This window comes from Epilithonimonas zeae (assembly GCF_023278365.1).
GTDB classification, from domain to species: Bacteria; Bacteroidota; Bacteroidia; order Flavobacteriales; family Weeksellaceae; genus Epilithonimonas; species Epilithonimonas zeae_A.
The window spans coordinates 231,770-247,705 of record NZ_CP075338.1 but is presented as its reverse complement, the minus strand read 5'-3'; the positions used below and the strand labels follow the sequence as shown (position 1 = coordinate 247,705).

At 34.1% G+C, this 15,936-nt stretch carries 13 protein-coding genes; 6 read left to right on the top strand and 7 right to left on the bottom strand.

What is annotated here, in order from left to right; translation table 11 throughout:
- Positions 1-10 precede the first annotated feature (10 nt).
- Positions 11-1,171, bottom strand: coding sequence for a lamin tail domain-containing protein (locus KI430_RS01005; protein WP_248876439.1), 1,161 nt, complete (start codon positions 1,169-1,171; stop codon positions 11-13).
- Positions 1,172-1,180: 9 nt separating this feature from the next.
- Positions 1,181-2,521 (bottom strand): tetratricopeptide repeat protein, encoded by a 1,341-nt coding sequence (locus KI430_RS01000; RefSeq protein ID WP_248876438.1) that lies wholly within the window; start codon positions 2,519-2,521, stop codon positions 1,181-1,183.
- A 1,165-nt stretch (positions 2,522-3,686) separates the two neighbouring features.
- Between KI430_RS01000 and KI430_RS00995 the strand changes: the two genes are divergently transcribed.
- Positions 3,687-6,158: a T9SS type A sorting domain-containing protein gene (locus tag KI430_RS00995; RefSeq protein ID WP_248876437.1), complete on the top strand. Its 2,472-nt coding sequence runs from the start codon at positions 3,687-3,689 to the stop codon at positions 6,156-6,158.
- 658 nt (positions 6,159-6,816) lie between these two features.
- Entirely contained in the window at positions 6,817-7,986 is a 1,170-nt protein-coding gene (locus KI430_RS00990) for a serine hydrolase domain-containing protein (protein ID WP_248876436.1), read from the top strand.
- Between the two features lie 234 nt (positions 7,987-8,220).
- Here the strand turns inward: KI430_RS00990 and KI430_RS00985 are convergent, their stop codons facing one another.
- The gene (locus KI430_RS00985) at positions 8,221-8,775 is read right to left on the bottom strand and encodes a restriction endonuclease subunit S (RefSeq protein WP_248878384.1); all 555 of its coding nucleotides are present in this window, start codon (positions 8,773-8,775) and stop codon (positions 8,221-8,223) included.
- On the bottom strand, positions 8,729-8,926 hold the full coding sequence (locus KI430_RS00980; RefSeq protein WP_248876435.1) for a hypothetical protein: 198 nt from the start codon (positions 8,924-8,926) through the stop codon (positions 8,729-8,731). The genes KI430_RS00985 and KI430_RS00980 overlap by 47 nt, the downstream gene beginning before the upstream one ends.
- Before the next feature lie 826 nt (positions 8,927-9,752).
- Here KI430_RS00980 and KI430_RS00975 point away from each other — a divergent pair.
- The 4 genes from KI430_RS00975 to KI430_RS00960 all read left to right on the top strand — a co-directional run bounded on the left by KI430_RS00975 (position 9,753) and on the right by KI430_RS00960 (position 13,500).
- Entirely contained in the window at positions 9,753-10,454 is a 702-nt protein-coding gene (locus KI430_RS00975; RefSeq protein ID WP_248876434.1) for a response regulator transcription factor, read from the top strand.
- A gap of 4 nt (positions 10,455-10,458) precedes the next feature.
- On the top strand, positions 10,459-11,850 hold the full coding sequence (locus KI430_RS00970; RefSeq protein ID WP_248876433.1) for a sensor histidine kinase: 1,392 nt from the start codon (positions 10,459-10,461) through the stop codon (positions 11,848-11,850).
- Between the two features lie 263 nt (positions 11,851-12,113).
- On the top strand, positions 12,114-12,605 hold the full coding sequence (locus tag KI430_RS00965) for a hypothetical protein (RefSeq protein WP_248876432.1): 492 nt from the start codon (positions 12,114-12,116) through the stop codon (positions 12,603-12,605).
- A 46-nt stretch (positions 12,606-12,651) separates the two neighbouring features.
- Complete coding sequence (locus KI430_RS00960; protein WP_248876431.1) at positions 12,652-13,500, top strand: YoaK family protein; 849 nt, start codon at positions 12,652-12,654, stop codon at positions 13,498-13,500.
- 114 nt (positions 13,501-13,614) lie between these two features.
- On the opposite strand, the gene trxB is transcribed toward KI430_RS00960, so the two are convergent.
- The 3 genes from trxB to KI430_RS00945 all read right to left on the bottom strand — a co-directional run bounded on the left by trxB (position 13,615) and on the right by KI430_RS00945 (position 15,930).
- Positions 13,615-14,583 (bottom strand): thioredoxin-disulfide reductase, encoded by a 969-nt coding sequence (trxB, locus tag KI430_RS00955; RefSeq protein WP_248876430.1) that lies wholly within the window; start codon positions 14,581-14,583, stop codon positions 13,615-13,617.
- A gap of 163 nt (positions 14,584-14,746) precedes the next feature.
- Positions 14,747-15,442 (bottom strand): hypothetical protein, encoded by a 696-nt coding sequence (locus KI430_RS00950; RefSeq protein ID WP_248876429.1) that lies wholly within the window; start codon positions 15,440-15,442, stop codon positions 14,747-14,749.
- Between the two features lie 86 nt (positions 15,443-15,528).
- Positions 15,529-15,930, bottom strand: coding sequence for a hypothetical protein (locus KI430_RS00945; protein ID WP_248876428.1), 402 nt, complete (start codon positions 15,928-15,930; stop codon positions 15,529-15,531).
- Positions 15,931-15,936 lie beyond the last annotated feature (6 nt).

The following is a 15,936-nucleotide window of genomic DNA, read 5'->3' as shown; positions in this document are numbered from 1 at the left end:
GTTTAGCTTTCTACCATTTAAGAATATTCTTTGATATAACCTGTCCCGTGTTCAATGTAAAATTGATAACAAAAACACCCGGCAATTGATTAGCTAATGAAAAGCTAGCTGATGTGGAATTTTGTGTTGGATTAGACCCATAAACAACTCCACCTGCTGAATTATAAATTTGAATATTATATATTTTGTTGATGGCGGGACCATTCCAGCTTACATTAACCAAATACTGATTGGAAGCAGTTGCTGGGTTAGGGTAAACAGCAATATAACTCTTTATTTCATCTAGTTCATCACTAGTATAAACCGTAGGCTGAGGATTACTTGTTGTTGGCGAAGCACAATCTGTAGCAGTATCGCGATTACCTGCAATGTCATAGTGAAAACATTTTCCGGCACTTGTGTATGTTCCATTAGGTGTCTGTTGTTCCAATGGTATACTGATTCCACATATTTTATCAACCAACTCACGTACAAATTCGCCCCAGTCTACGTAAGAATAATACTGCTGATAAACATCCTTCATAATATCTTCATATTTCTGGATTGGTGGTTTATATGCCGCTTCCAAAGGATCAACTGGTCCTAATACATAAGTGTTGTTGGAAGTTAATTGATATGAATTGTAGTTATAACTAACATCGGGAGTCATCCATGCTTTCTCTTGATAATTTGCTGTAGGATTGGAAGGACTCCACATAAATTCTCCCTTTTGTAAGGGAACCTTTCCTCCAAAAGCGTGATACCCTAATCTGACTAATTCGGCTTTATTTCTAAGCAAAATTTTATCTTGCAAGATCACTTGGGATTCTTTTCCTCGAGTCCTTGAAAATAATTCAGTAAATGGAGTGGTATTGTAAACCAATTTACTATATGCAATCACCATTAACTCACCGGACTTTATCACTTTATTCCCAGGAAGCCAAGCTGTCCCAAGCTTATCCTGTACATACCAATTTTGTAAGCTTAGATCTCTGTCGCTGTAATTGTATATTTCTATAAATTCTCCCCAATGATGCCTTCTTGCCTCGTCAATCTGTTGTGTCGTTTCGTTCAAACGATATAGCCTTTCACTGTAAGGTGTGTCGTAGTGAATTTCAGTTATAACAATCTGACCGTTGATATCATTTAATATATAAATTAATGATAATAAGATGATAATTTTCTTGATCATTGTCGGAAATTAAAGTTTGGAAATCCTGTATTGTAGCTGGTCAATATGGATAGCTTTGCTTCTAGAACGATTCATATTCATTAATGATGCTTTATAAACTAATTCATCATCTGATTGTAGATAATCATTAGGCAGATTGCAGATAGAGATTATCCTCTTATAATCATTTTCACCGCTTTTTTTCCAGTACTTTGCAATAAGTATGTTGATTCTGTCAATGGAGTGAGAATCGCTAACCAGCATTTTCTCTTTGCACTGTTCTATTAAAAGTTCTCTAACATCGCTCAATTCATTTCTCAATAAACTCAGCTTTATCTTTCTAGTTGCAGCCTCGAACCTTTGCATTGGATTGTTGTAATTATTTGTGATATATGTTAACAGAGTATCCATAACAGCCGGTGCCGGCTGGTTCATTTCTTCCGATTTCCTTTGATAGGCATCAAATAATGCTACAGCTGACCAGTAGGTATTCTTAGCTGCATGATTTTGAATCTCAAAATTGATCAGCTTATCATATTGGTTCAATTGCTTTGATAAGTCCCGGAATTGCTTGATGAAATACGCATCAGAATTACTCACATCGTTTAGATAAGCCTCAGTTGCAGTAAGTGCAGCTGCATAATTCTTATCTGTCCTTAACGCTTTTACATTAACCTGATTCATTTCCCTGATGTGTTGTTGACGATCAGGATTTACCGGAAGCGCATTTAGATCGGCCAATCTTTGTGTTGTTTCCGTGGAGGTTAAAGTTGCAAATCTAGCCTTGTGGGCTTTCTTATTATCCTTACGAAATTGTTTTACGGCCTTATTTTTGTGCGCATAAGTCGTATCAACATTCATGGCGATATACTTATTAATCTTTGCTACCTGTTTTTGAAGATTCTTATTATCAGGGCGTTCCTGCAACAAAGTATCAAAATGTTGTTTTATAAATGATAATGGTCTTCCAGATGTAAGGTTTAATTGCTTAAAAAGTTTTTGGTTTCCAATACTAGCTCTCAAATATTCACCATATAGACTTCTTTTAAATCTAAAGTGATTAGGTAGATTTGATAAAGCTTGCTGGTAAAGTTGAATAACCTCCAGTTCTTTATGTTTTTCCTTTAGCAAGATCTTTCTAATACCATTGTATGCACGAATCTCTGTACCATCTAAAGACAGCACCTGCTGATAAGTGGTTTTTGCTTTGGAAAAACGTCCCTGACGTCGATATCTTCTTGCTTGCTTTAGCAGTGTTGTGACATCCTCAACTGGCGATAAAATTGACGATTTTGAAAAAAGAAAATTGGGAACTAAAATAGAAGCTATACCTAAAGAGCCTATCCTCAGGAAGTTTTTTCTCGTAATCATGGTGTCTGTTTTTATAAAAAAGGGGAAGAAAGGATTCGGGCCTGTTTTTTTTACCGTAAATGTTATATATTCAAAAATTCAACTTCCCCTTGCTTTGCAAATATATACAAATAATTTAAATCAGTTAAAAAAAGTTAATAAAAGATAATAAAAATTAATTATTACGCTTTTACGTTAGATATTAACAACATTTAAGCGGTATTTATGATTTTAATCAAACCTTATTGAAATATTCATAATTTTTAATTTAAAATAAGTTAATAGTAATTTGGGCAAGCGCTTTTAAGATGGCATGGAGGTGCTTATATTCACAATAGTCCGTAATTATGATTAAGACAAACCCCTTTATATATAGCTAAAGTTACTAGAATGCGATAGAGTGCTAACTATTTCGTTTCCTGTGTAACTCAATTTAATTTCATTCACAATATTGAATTTCATCTGTTTTGGTCCGAGTGCGGCGGAGACTTGATTTTCCCGCATCTACTAATTAAAAACCTGTAGATTCTGTAATTGCAGCTTGAAGGAAATTTTGACTATTTTTATTATTAAAACTTGATGATTAAATCTGTTCAACTAATTTTTAAATAAATTCGATTATTTGAATTCAATTAAAATCGATTTAAAACTAAATCTGATAAAAGGTATAATGGAAGAGTCTTATAATCGATTTATACTAATGGATAGTAAGATGATTTTATACTAATATCTGATCAGATGATTTATACTAAGAGAATAATAAAGAATCAAAATTTCAATGAACTGCATTTACACCTTGTGAGGTTTCTGACTTTTCTATGCGGATTACCATTCAGGCAGGAACAATGAAAACTGCAATCAATTCCTTGAAAACAATAAGAAAGACAATTGATGAAAGCTCGAAATATTTTTGTGGAGGGTTTGGAAAGCTACACTTTCCGGATACCCAAAAAGATTTTTTTTCAGCTGGGATAACGGAATAGATTTGCTATAGAAAATGAGATAGCTTCAGATGGAGAATGAACATTGAGATCGAATTGATACAAATATTCATTTAGATAACGCAAATGTATTTCAGTAACAATTTCAATCTTTGAAAATATATATTTAACATTTATAAAACAATCTATTGTAATTTTTAAATTTATATTTGCCGAAAAAAAGTAACCTAATTCATTTTATTTATATGAAAAAATACTGGCAAATCATTGTTTTTTTACTTTTCTCATCAAATATATTTTGTCAAACAGCTACTACAGATTCTAATTTTAATCCTGAAGATATTGGTTTTGGCAATGGTGATGGAGCAAATAGTGTTGTGAGCAGCAGTGCTTTACAACCAGATGGAAAAATCATAATTGGTGGTAAATTTACCTCCTACAATGGTACAGCTCGAAATCGTATTGCCCGTCTGAATAGTGATGGTACAATAGATACAAGTTTTAATATCGGAACGGGTGTTGATAATACAATTACAGATATTATTTTACAACCAGACGGAAAAATTATTATTGGTGGAGACTTTACAAATTATAATGGCTCTGTAAGAAATAGAATTGCCAGACTGAATAAGGATGGAACATTGGACGCAAGTTTTAATATCGGAACTGGTGTAGATAAGACCATCAACGATATTGCTTTACAGTCAGATGGAAAAGTTTTAATCGGTGGTGCTTTTACTGTCTACAGCAGTGTTGCTCAAAATCGAATTGCCAGACTAAATAGTGATGGTTCATTAGATACCAACTTTAGTATCGGTAATGGAGCAGATGCTTCTGTAAATAGTATTGTATTACAATCAGATGGAAAAATTCTTATTGGTGGAGACTTTACAAATTATAAGGGTTCTATAAGAAATCGAATTGCTAGGCTGACTACGAATGGAACTTTGGATTTGGATTTCAATCCTGCATCTGGCGCTAACAATTCAATTAGTTGCTTATCATTACAATCTGATGGGAAAATATTAATCAGCGGAGATTTTACCTCTTACGATGGCACTATAAAAAATCATATCGCTAGATTGAATGACAATGGAAATTTAGATACAAGTTTCAACATAGGAAGTGGAAGCAACTATTCCATCGAAAAGATTATTGTACAGCCCGATAATAAGATTATTGTTGCTGGTGCTTTCAGCACTTTCAATAGCGAATCCTCTAATAGAATTGCGAGATTGAATGAAGACGGAACCTTGGATAGAGACTTCTATATTGGTACGGGAGCTACAAGTTATATTTCCACTATCATTCTACTTCCCACTAAAAAGATATTGATTGGTGGAGATTTTACAATATTTAATCACTTAGGAAAAAATCGTTTTGCTCGTTTAGACAGTGATGGAACAATGGATCTGACATTTAACCCTGGGAGTGGTGCAAGTGATACGGTAACCAGCATTGCTCTCCAGCCCGATGGAAAAATATTGGTTGGTGGATATTTTATTTCTCATAATGGAATGGAGAGAAACCATCTTGCCCGTTTAAATATAGATGGAACTTTGGACTTGGGCTTCAAATCTGCTGTATCAGGTATTACTGAAGCAACTACAACAATAAACAGTATTGGTATACAGTCTGATGGCAAAATTATAATTGTGGGACAATTTAGTTTTTATGAAGGATCAGTCAGAAAGAATATTGCAAGAGTTAATGCAGATGGTTCACTAGATAGAACCTTTTTACAAGTTAATGGAGCCGGAGGTCCCTTTAAAAGTCTTGTATTTTTATCTGATGGGAAAATCTTAATAGGAGGACAATTAAATGGTCACCTTGCGCGTTTAAATGCCAATGGATCTATTGATACAACTTTCAATCCTGGCATCGGTGCTGATCATATAATTAATACTGTTGCCTTACAACCAAATGGTAAAATTTTGGTGGGAGGCCTTTTTAATAGGTATAATAACAGTTCCAGAAACCGACTAGCTCGATTAAATGAAGATGGAACATTAGATACGAGCTTTAATCCAGGAACCGCAGCTAATAATGATATCAATACTATTGTTTTGCAATCCGATGGCAAAATTTTGATTGGTGGTAATTTTACTTCTTACAATGGGATAGCCAGAAATCGTATTGCAAGATTAAATAATGATGGGACGCTGGATACGAACTTCAATCCAGGAAGTGGAGCAAATAACAATGTTAATAGTATAGCTATACAATCTGATGGCAAAATTTTGATAGCAGGTATTTTCACAACTTATAACGGAATATCAAGAAATAGGATTGCTAGACTTAATGCTAATGGTACATTGGATGTTGATTTCAACCCTGGCGGTGGTGCTGACAATACGGTTCATACAATCGCATTACAACCTGATAATAAAATCCTTATTGGAGGTGCTTTTGTTTCTTTCAATGGTATAGGAAGAAATAGGATCGCCAGACTTACAAACGAACCAATCCTTAGTTATACTGAAATTAATGAAAAAAGTATCAGCTTATATCCAAATCCGGTGAAAGATATTTTACATATTGATAACAAAGAGGAAGGAAACGTTTATTTATACGACATGCTAGGAAATCTTGTTACAAAATCCCAGCTACACAAGGGTCAAAACAATATAGATATTAAGAGTTTACCAAAAGGCAATTACATTCTGTTTTTGCAGAATGGTTTAAAAAACAAAACAGCCAAGATTATTAAAGAGTAAAAACATCGCAAAACTGTCAGATTGATTCTGGCAGTTTTTGTTTATATCCATTTTAAGGAATTCATTAAATTTAAGCAATCGAAGAATTTCATCAAATCTTTAATATCTATCTAAGCTAAACAGTATGATGTATTTACTTGCATTAAAAATCTAAATTCTATTCATTATCCATAATAAGAATTGAAACAAATAATTATTAATGACACGTCTATCCGTTGCCACTGAAGAATTCATATATTTTTTTCAAAAATTTCAATGAACTGCATTTGCACCTTGTGAGGTTTCTGACTTTTCTATGCGGATTACCCATTCAGGCAGGCACAATGAAAACTGCAATCAATTCCTTGAAAACAATAAGAAAGACAATTGATGAAAGCTTGAAATATTTTTGTGGAGGGTTTGGAAAGCTACACTTTCCGGATACCCAAAAAGTTTTTTTCAGCAGGGACAACGGAATACATTTGCTATAGAAAATCACAAAAGACCTCATAGGCTCAATGAGCATTACAATCTTGTATATGATAGATCTGCTGCTAATTAAGAACAGATATAGTTGCCTGTCAGTTAAGGTCATACGCATTTAAAAATCTATTTTGTAATATTAAGTATACCATTGTCTTATTTTTTCGGACATTTGATTGCTGGTCAATTAAAATCTATGAAATATACTAGTCAAGCAAAAAAATTCTTTGCAGTTACTTTATCCGTTGGTTATCTGGCTTTGATCTTTTCCTGCTCTGCAAGCAGATCACAGGATGTTATTCTTCATACAACAGATCCTTTATATGGAGAAATTGAGAAATTAGGACAAGAGCTTACTATAAAAAATAATGTTCCCGGAGCCGCAGTGGCTGTGATCCGAGACGGAAAGATCGCCTGGATACAATCGATCGGTTATGCGGATCTTGCAAGCAAAAAACCTGTAACGCCTGAAACGATCTTTAATATCGGTTCCATATCCAAGCTGATCTCTGCGTGGGGCTTTATGCAACTAACTGAAAAAGATCTTGTCAAATTAGACGATCCCGTCGATCCATTGCTATCCCGATGGCATCTCCCGGAATCTGAATTTGACAGATCAAAAGTAACATTAAGACGAATCTTAAGTCATACTGCAGGACTTTCTGTTCATGGCTATGGCGGATCAGACCAAGGAAAGCCACTGCTAAGCTTGGAAGAATCATTGAATGGAAAAACCAAACGGAATGGCGAAACAGTACATCTTATCAGTGAGCCGGGAACTAAATGGGACTATTCCGGGGGAGGCTTCACTGTAGCACAACTGCTTCTCGAAGAGAGAACCAACCAAAGTTTCACCACCTATATGAAAAATAATATCTTGCTACCACTTGGAATGAAACATAGCAGTTATGATTGGAAAACCGAAATGATGGTTAATTCGGCAACAGCATACGACGAGAATGGTAATCCTGTAAAGAAACGGATCTTTACAGAAAAAGCAGCGGCAGGACTTCAGACCACGATCAAGGACCTTGCTCATTTCGCAGAGTTGTCCATTACCCGTGATCCAAAAGAGTTGAATAAAGTTTTGAAACCTGGAACCATCAAGTTAATGGAAACGCCTGTCCTTCCAAATTCCAATGAAGGCGAAAGTGGTCTTGGATATCGGTTCATGAATTACGAAGGTTTCAGAACCGTAGGACACACGGGCGAAAATGTAGGATGGAGCGCTGCATTATTTTTGGATCTGCCAACCCAGAGCGGTATCATTGTTCTATGTAATGGATCTAATGGTGATCGGGTGTGGTTTCCGATCTACCAGAGCTGGCTAAAAACACTTAAGATGAAAAATGAATTTTTAAAATAGTCTTGCTAAAATGATTTTTCATTGAAGTAAAACTATTAGGCAATTATATACTTGAGTGTACCATATCAAAATATAAAAAAGTAAGTGCTTATGCTGAATTTACTTCATTATGTATCTAATGGTAAAATTCATAATTTAGATAATGTTGCTATCGGTAAAATTAAATATATAATCAACATAAGCAATTGGATAAGGAAATAATCTCACGTGAAAATGATAATTTATCTTACTATTTTATTCAATTTTTACCTGCCCATTCATTAGCATAGGTAAAAGCCAGTCGCGCAGAGAGCTAAGTTGTTGGTTTTGAATATGATTATTTTTTATTTTATTAAACAAGATAATTACAGTATTTGAAAAATCCCTTATTGTTCTTTCAGCAGGAATAATTGTATTTAAATCTCTTATTTTATCCTGAGATAGATTATCTCTTGCTGAACCTGTACTTAGGTTTACTAGATATCTATACATGTTATCCAAGCTAAATTTTATGTAATGAAAAAGCAAATGATCATTAGGAATAATTGCGCAAACTGCTTGATTAGTTGTTGTTTCAAAAGAAACAATACTTGTTTTACCTGCAGTTGCACCATACATAGCCATTAAAATTATATTGCTTGGAAAAAGCTTAGCACTAGAATTTTTCATTCCTAATTCTGTAATAAAATTAGTCGTTGATATAATAAATGTTTTATTCAATTCACCACTATTTAGCCATGGGATTTTTCCATTTTCATAATAATTAACCTCTGTAGATTTTGGAGTACCGCCAGATCCAGTATAACAAATCTCTCTTATTTTTCACTTCCCAACCTTCCGGAATTTCTCTTTTTAAAATTTCATTCCAAATCATCTTGCCACCGCTTGATTTATAAGGCTTTCCGTTTTCGTCAGGAAAATCAAACTGCACAAACCAGTAGTCGTACAGCGTCTTTGCCATACGTTCTAAATTATCATTTATTTCAATCTTAAAAAGGATTCACAAAAAAACAAGCCAAAGATAATTCGCTTCCCAGTCAAACAGCTAAATTCTATCAAGGTCAAGTCCTCCGGATTTTCAGAAAAAGTTTTTATGTATAAAATATACACAAAAATTTTTTCCAAAAAACCTTGACAGAATGCCTCGCTCACTTTCAAGAAGGCTTTCTTTTTTTCTTTTTTTTCTTCGTTTTCTTTTAAAAATATTTCAACTGAGAAATTTAAGGTGCAAAAAGAAGTATTAAATTCTTGGTTTGAACTCTAAAAAACCTGTTCAAATTTTGGACATTTTACTTGCAGATTTGAGCGAAAACTCCTAGTTTTACTAAGTAAAATTTAAATTAGGATTTTGTCGTTTTTTTGCAGGTGACCTATTTAGGGCCAATTAAAAGATGCTACAGCTAAATGTCATCAGAGGTTACAAAATCCCTCATTAGGCATACAAAAATTTAAGTATTTCTACTGAATCCCAATCCTCCCTTTAAAACTAGCTTTGCCACACTAAAAAGTATTTATGTTTGGCGACTACGACAATTACATTATTATTTCGCTTGTAATAATTAATCTAATTCTGTTATTTCTTAACCTTAAAAAGAGATATCAATAATTGGGTAGATTATTATTATTTCTAATAGATGCAAAAGACGATACATCTTTCAGTTACTTTGGCTTATTAACCATTATTGTTTTAAGTATCGCATTTTTATCAACATCCAACAGAAGAGATTAATTATACTCCATCAAAGTTTTTCCAATAACCGTAATTTTATATTTTTGTAGAATTAGTTATGAAAAAAATTATTCTGATAGAAGACGAATCCAGTGTTGTTTCCTTTATCAAAAAAGGACTGCAAGAATTGGATTATGAGATTTCCGTAGCTTTGGACGGCTCCACAGGTATCAAATTGGTCGAAGACAACGATTTTGACCTGATCATTTTGGATATTATGTTACCCGATATCAATGGTTTAGAAGTCTGTAAAGAAATCCGAAAGAAGAATAAAAGCGTTCCTATTCTATTTTTAACTGCTTTGGATTCTTCAGAAAACATCGTTCTTGGACTAGAAAGTGGTGGCGATGATTATCTTGTGAAGCCTTTCAAATTTATAGAATTAGTGGCCAGAATCAAATCTCTTCTCAGAAGAAGTGGACACAGCAACGGAAACGAATCTAACGAGATTGATGATGAAAACACTTATCAATTTTCAGATTTAACAGTTAACGATTACACCAAAAAAGTAACCCGCGCTGGAGCAGAAATTTCATTAACCTCAACAGAATATAAACTCCTACTCTATTTTCTGAATAATCCGGAAAAAGTAATTTCCAGAGCAGAAATATTGGAAGCAGTTTGGGGAGTGAACTATGAACTGGGAACCAATGTTGTAGATGTTTACGTTAATTATCTCAGAAAAAAACTTGATAATCAGGATGATGACAAATTGATCCACACCGTTATAGGAATGGGCTACGTTCTCAAAAAATCATAAAAAAATGTTGAAAGGAAATCCTACCAATCAAACAAAAACAATGCTTCTCCTGATGCTGGTTTTTACAGTTGTCATTCTGCTGTTCAGTGGATTGGTATATTTTTCCATTGTTAATTTTTCTCATCAGCGTTTTTACGAATTACTGAAAATCCGGGCGACGACGATTGTCCAAATCGAGAAAAGTAAAGAACATCTCGACATCCCTGAAAATCATATCCTTAACAGTCTGAATAACGAGGAACTTCCGATGGAAAAAGATTATGTTTTCGAGGTTCCGAAGGATTCTAATTACAGTCAGATATCAAATCAAATCCATATTCCTGATACTTTTTTCAAGAGTATTGTAAAAAAAGGCGAATCCAATTATAATGATAAAGAATTCTATTATATAGGACAATCCTTCACCTCGAATAACAAAACATACATCGCGATAGCTTCAGCGCAAAACCATTATGTAGTTTATTATCTTGGCTATCTGAAAAGAACCTTGATTACCTGTATGGTTTTAGCATTATTCTTTTCGATGATTTTTTCATTTTATCTGTCGAAGACTTTATTCCGCCCGATTCTTAAAATTACTGGAAAGGTAAAGGAAATCAGTTCCGAGAATCTGCATCTGAGATTAGAACCTCAACCAGATAATAAAGAATTAAATGAATTGATTGACACCTTCAACGATATGTTGAATAGAATAGAAACTTCTTTTGAAACTCAGAATCACCTGATTGGAAATGTATCTCATGAACTCAGAACACCTTTAACTTCGATTATGGGCGAAGCGGACGTGGCGTTATCAATCAGAAGATCGGAAGAACATTATCAGGAAACGCTTCAAATTATTCTGAATGAAGCTGAAAAACTGGATAAGAAAATCAAAGCTTTATTGATGATTGCCCAAACGGGATTTGATGGTAAAATCCAAAAAATGGATAAAGTAAGAATGGATCAGCTGCTTTGGGATGTTATAGAAACAGCAACAAGGATTAATTCTAAGAATAATGTTTTTATGGATATCAGTATGTTGCCTGAAAATCCTAAAAAACTGAAAGTCCAAGGTAACGAGCAACTTCTGCATCTCGCAATGGCGAACATCATCAACAATGGTTGCAAATATTCTAATTTCCAGCAGGTTAAAGTTTCTTTGGGCGCAACAGATGATCACGTTTATGTGATTATCAAGGATAGCGGAATTGGGATTCCGGACTCTGAAATGGATAAAATCTATGATCCGTTTTTCCGTGCCTCGAATACAAAAAACTATGAAGGTTACGGTATCGGATTACCTTTGGCAAGAAATATCATCCGAATCCATAATGGTGAACTGATTGTGAATTCTAAGGAAAACGTAGGAACAACGGTTCAAATCCGTTTTCCAATCTATGTTCCAACTGAGTAAAAGTAGAATTGTCCGCAGCCCGACCTGAGTGGAGCTCACCCGCCTTTGGCGAGGTAGCGGGAACGGAGGGCGGAAAAAGCTGCCAAAAATACTTTAATAGTAAAATTTGGAACTCGCTTTTGTTCTAAATTAATTTCTTAATTGAAATTCTAATCTCATTTTAATCTCTTTAATTACATTTTAATTTCGTTCCAAAAACTTTCTAATTTGGTGAGTATAGTTTTGTATTATCAAAAAATAACAACTCACAAAATTATATAGTTATGATCAAAACCATTTTAATTGCTACGGATTTTTCTTTAGAGTCTCTAGACGTATTGAAAAAAGTTTTAAAAAATAAAACGGAACAGAATGATGAAAACCAATATAATATCCTTTTCGTTTCGGGATATGATATGGGCGACTCTATCAGAGATCTTTTGTTCACGACCAAAAGTACAATTTTTGGAAAAATAAGATCACAGGAGTTTTGCGATGCTTACAGCATTATCAACAACAAATATCCAAACCTGATCAACAAAATCACTTGTGACATTTTCACGGGAAGCTTCCAGAGAACTTTCAACAGTTATATCGAAACTGCTGGGATAGACGAGGCTTACTTCTCTTCTGTGAAAAGTAAAAATCTCAGCAAAGGACAATTTGATGTGACACCTTATCTGAAAAAGTGCAAAAACATCAATGCTATCGAAGTTCTAACGCAAACGCCAGAATTTGTTCCTGAAAAAGGAAGATTGGCAGAAGTTTTCTTGTAAAAAAACATACTCAAAAAACACATCAAACCAATTTAAATAATAAATTATGTTAAGGAATTATAGTAACAGCAGAACGTTGGGAGACAACATTAGACTGGGGACGCTGACTGCATTCACTGCAGGGACTATAAATATAGCATCTCTATTGATATTTCTCTCATTTACATCCAACGTAACAGGACACTATGCGATTTTTGCAGCAGAAATCAGCCAAGGAAACTGGGCACAGGTTGCTGTAGTTGCAGGATGGATTTTCCTATTCTTCTTCGGAGGATTTGTAGCCAACCTAAGTGTTATCAATTTCAATAAGAAAAGTAAATATTTTGCTCACGCCTTTCCAATTATACTAGAAATACTCTGTCTTTTGGCAGTGGGAATCTACGGACAGTTTTATTATGAAAAAACATTGGGAGAAACCGAAGCTTTGGTAGCCTTGATGTTATTTGCAACTGGATTACAAAACGGTTTAACGGCGAGTATCTCCAACTTCTCTGTAAAAACAACACACCTTACGGGAACAACTACAGATTTGGGAATTTTAGCATCTATGTTTACACAGAAAAAATTCAGAAAAAACCCTGAATTAATGGGTAAAGCGAAACTTTTGCTAAGCATTATGACAGCTTATGTTCTTGGTGCTGTGTTCTCTGGATTGACCTATTATCATCTGGAATTCCGAGTTTTTTATGTGATAAGTATTTGTCTTTTGGTTGTAATCGGTTATGATTTCTACAAAATTAACCTCAGACATTTCCATACAGAATATAGATATTATAAAATCTATCACAAACCAACCTTCATTGCATTTTTGTACTACAAAATCCATAATAAAGACGAGAAAAGAACTGTAAGTAGACCTAATACTAATGCAAAATTGGCCTTTAGCGACAAGTAATTATTCCTCTAAAAACACTTCATCATAAATCAATTTTTTGTAATAGTTCTTTATTAAAAAACCGCCGGAGAAATTCTCCGGCGGTTTTGATTTGTGATATTAATAATCTTTCAATTATTGTTCAACCCAAGTATGGTTTTCGCCAGCTAATTCGCCAAGGTATTTCTCTGCATCCATCGCTGCCATACAACCGCTTCCTGCAGCTGTAATCGCTTGTCTATAATGGTGATCCTGTACATCTCCTGCGGCAAATACACCTGGAAGATTGGTTCTCGCGGATTTACCTTCTGTGATGATATATTCGTTTTCGTCCAGGTCGATTTGACCTTTGAAAATTCCAGTGTTTGGTTTATGACCAATGGCGATGAAGATCCCGTGAACATCTATTGTAGAAACTTCGTCTGTCAAATTATTAACCACTTTAGCTCTTTCAACCAAGGCGTTTTCACCTTCGATTCCGATGAGTTCGTGGTTATATTTCACTTCGATATTTGATGTACTCAAAACTCTGTCAACCATTACTTTTGAAGCACGGAAGTGGTCTTTTCTTACCAATAAAGTGACTTTATTACAAATCTTAGAAAGATAAGTCGCTTCTTCTGCTGCTGTATCACCTGCTCCAACTACAATCACATCTTTTCCTCTGTAGAAAAATCCGTCACAAGTTGCACAAGCCGAAACGCCTCCACCTGCATATTTTTTCTCATCAGCTAAACCCAAATATTTTGCGGCTGCACCTGTAGAGATAATCACACTTTTAGCTAAAATCTCACGAGAACCTGTACTTAATTTATGAATTCCACCTCTTACCTTTGAGAATTCAACTTTGGAAATCATCTCGTAATGAACTTTGGTCTCGAAACGCTCCGCTTGCTTTTGAAGATGAAGCATCATTTCCGGTCCGGTGATTCCGTCCGGATAGCCAGGAAAATTTTCTACTTCTGTTGTTGTTGTTAATTGTCCTCCAGGTTCTAATCCTGTGAAAAGTTCAGGTTTAAGATTTGCTCTTGCTGCGTAAATTGCTGCTGTAAAGCCAGCTGGTCCAGAACCAACAATCACACAGTCTAAGATATTGTTCTCCATTTTTATTATTAAATTATTTTATTTTTAAGGAATAATTCCGTTTCCTTTCGAATTGGAATTTTCAAATATAATTCTTTGTTTGAAAAATCGAGTACAAATTTCGGGAATTAATTATTCAGAACCTATCTAAACTGTCAATGTGAAATATATGAATGGTAAATAATTAATGTTTATTGAAAACAAAAGCCAGAATAATCAACACAATATCAATGGCTACAAGTATCCAAACCAATTTGAGGTCTGGTTCTGCAAAACCTTCTATGAATTGTCTTATTTTAAAAGATAAAATACTGCTCAGATTGGTATTCGGATTTTTAAAATCAACATCATCCATTTTGATTTTTTTCAGAATGAATTTGATGATTCTTTTCTGAAGTTTCGGTGTTTGTGAATCATTATTAATTGTATCCAGCAATTTTACTTTTACCACACTCCAATCTGTAATATTCTTTAGAAAATCCGGTTGTTTCTGAAGAATCTTATCAACATAAAACTCAATTTTAGGTTCTATAAAATCCGCCAATTTGAATTTCCAAATATTATAAATAGCGGAAGCAATTGCATTTTTATTGGCTAAAATAATAAACAGAACCGGCGAGAGAATTCCTACCGTCAACAATAAAGCTGACCAAAACTCGACCATAAAAAGAAAAAAGAATCCTAAAATCGCACCTAAAATTCCGCCGTGCGCCGCAGCCGGAAATCCACCACCCGAATTATCACTAAATAAAATGACAGCAATTGTAATGTTGGTAATCATAATCACCACTCCAATAAAAGTGACTTTTATCCAAGCGAATAATGATTTTGCTGTGATTTTCCCGAATAATTTGATGTTACTAGCTGCCTCTTTTTTCATTTGTTTTGTATTTTAGTTTTTATGTGTTTAATCTAAGCTTTTTCTACCAGAAATAGTTGTTATCAATTGAAATTGGGATTTTTTTTCTAATTTGATATTTTTCTAATTCGCCAATAAGTTATAACCCAAACTATCCAAAATACACACGGCGTAAGAGCCAAAAAATCTAAATACGACGAATACTTTTCCCAAATTAACGGAAGACAAAGTACAAAATATACAAGATGCAGGGCAAAAAACGTCAGAAATGATAACCATTTTGAATTCCGAACTTTAGGATAAAGATTAAGATAAGCAGGCAAACTAATTAATACCGCTAATATTGCAATAATTATAAAAATAACATATTGCAAGCCACCAAGACAATCCATTCTTGGCTCATCGAATTTAGGTTTTCGGGAAATTTCACTTGAAAGGAATATGGCAAATTTGACCAAGAATTCTAATCCTGCACCAATCAAAATGCCTTTTGTTATTAGTTTTTTCATTGTGTG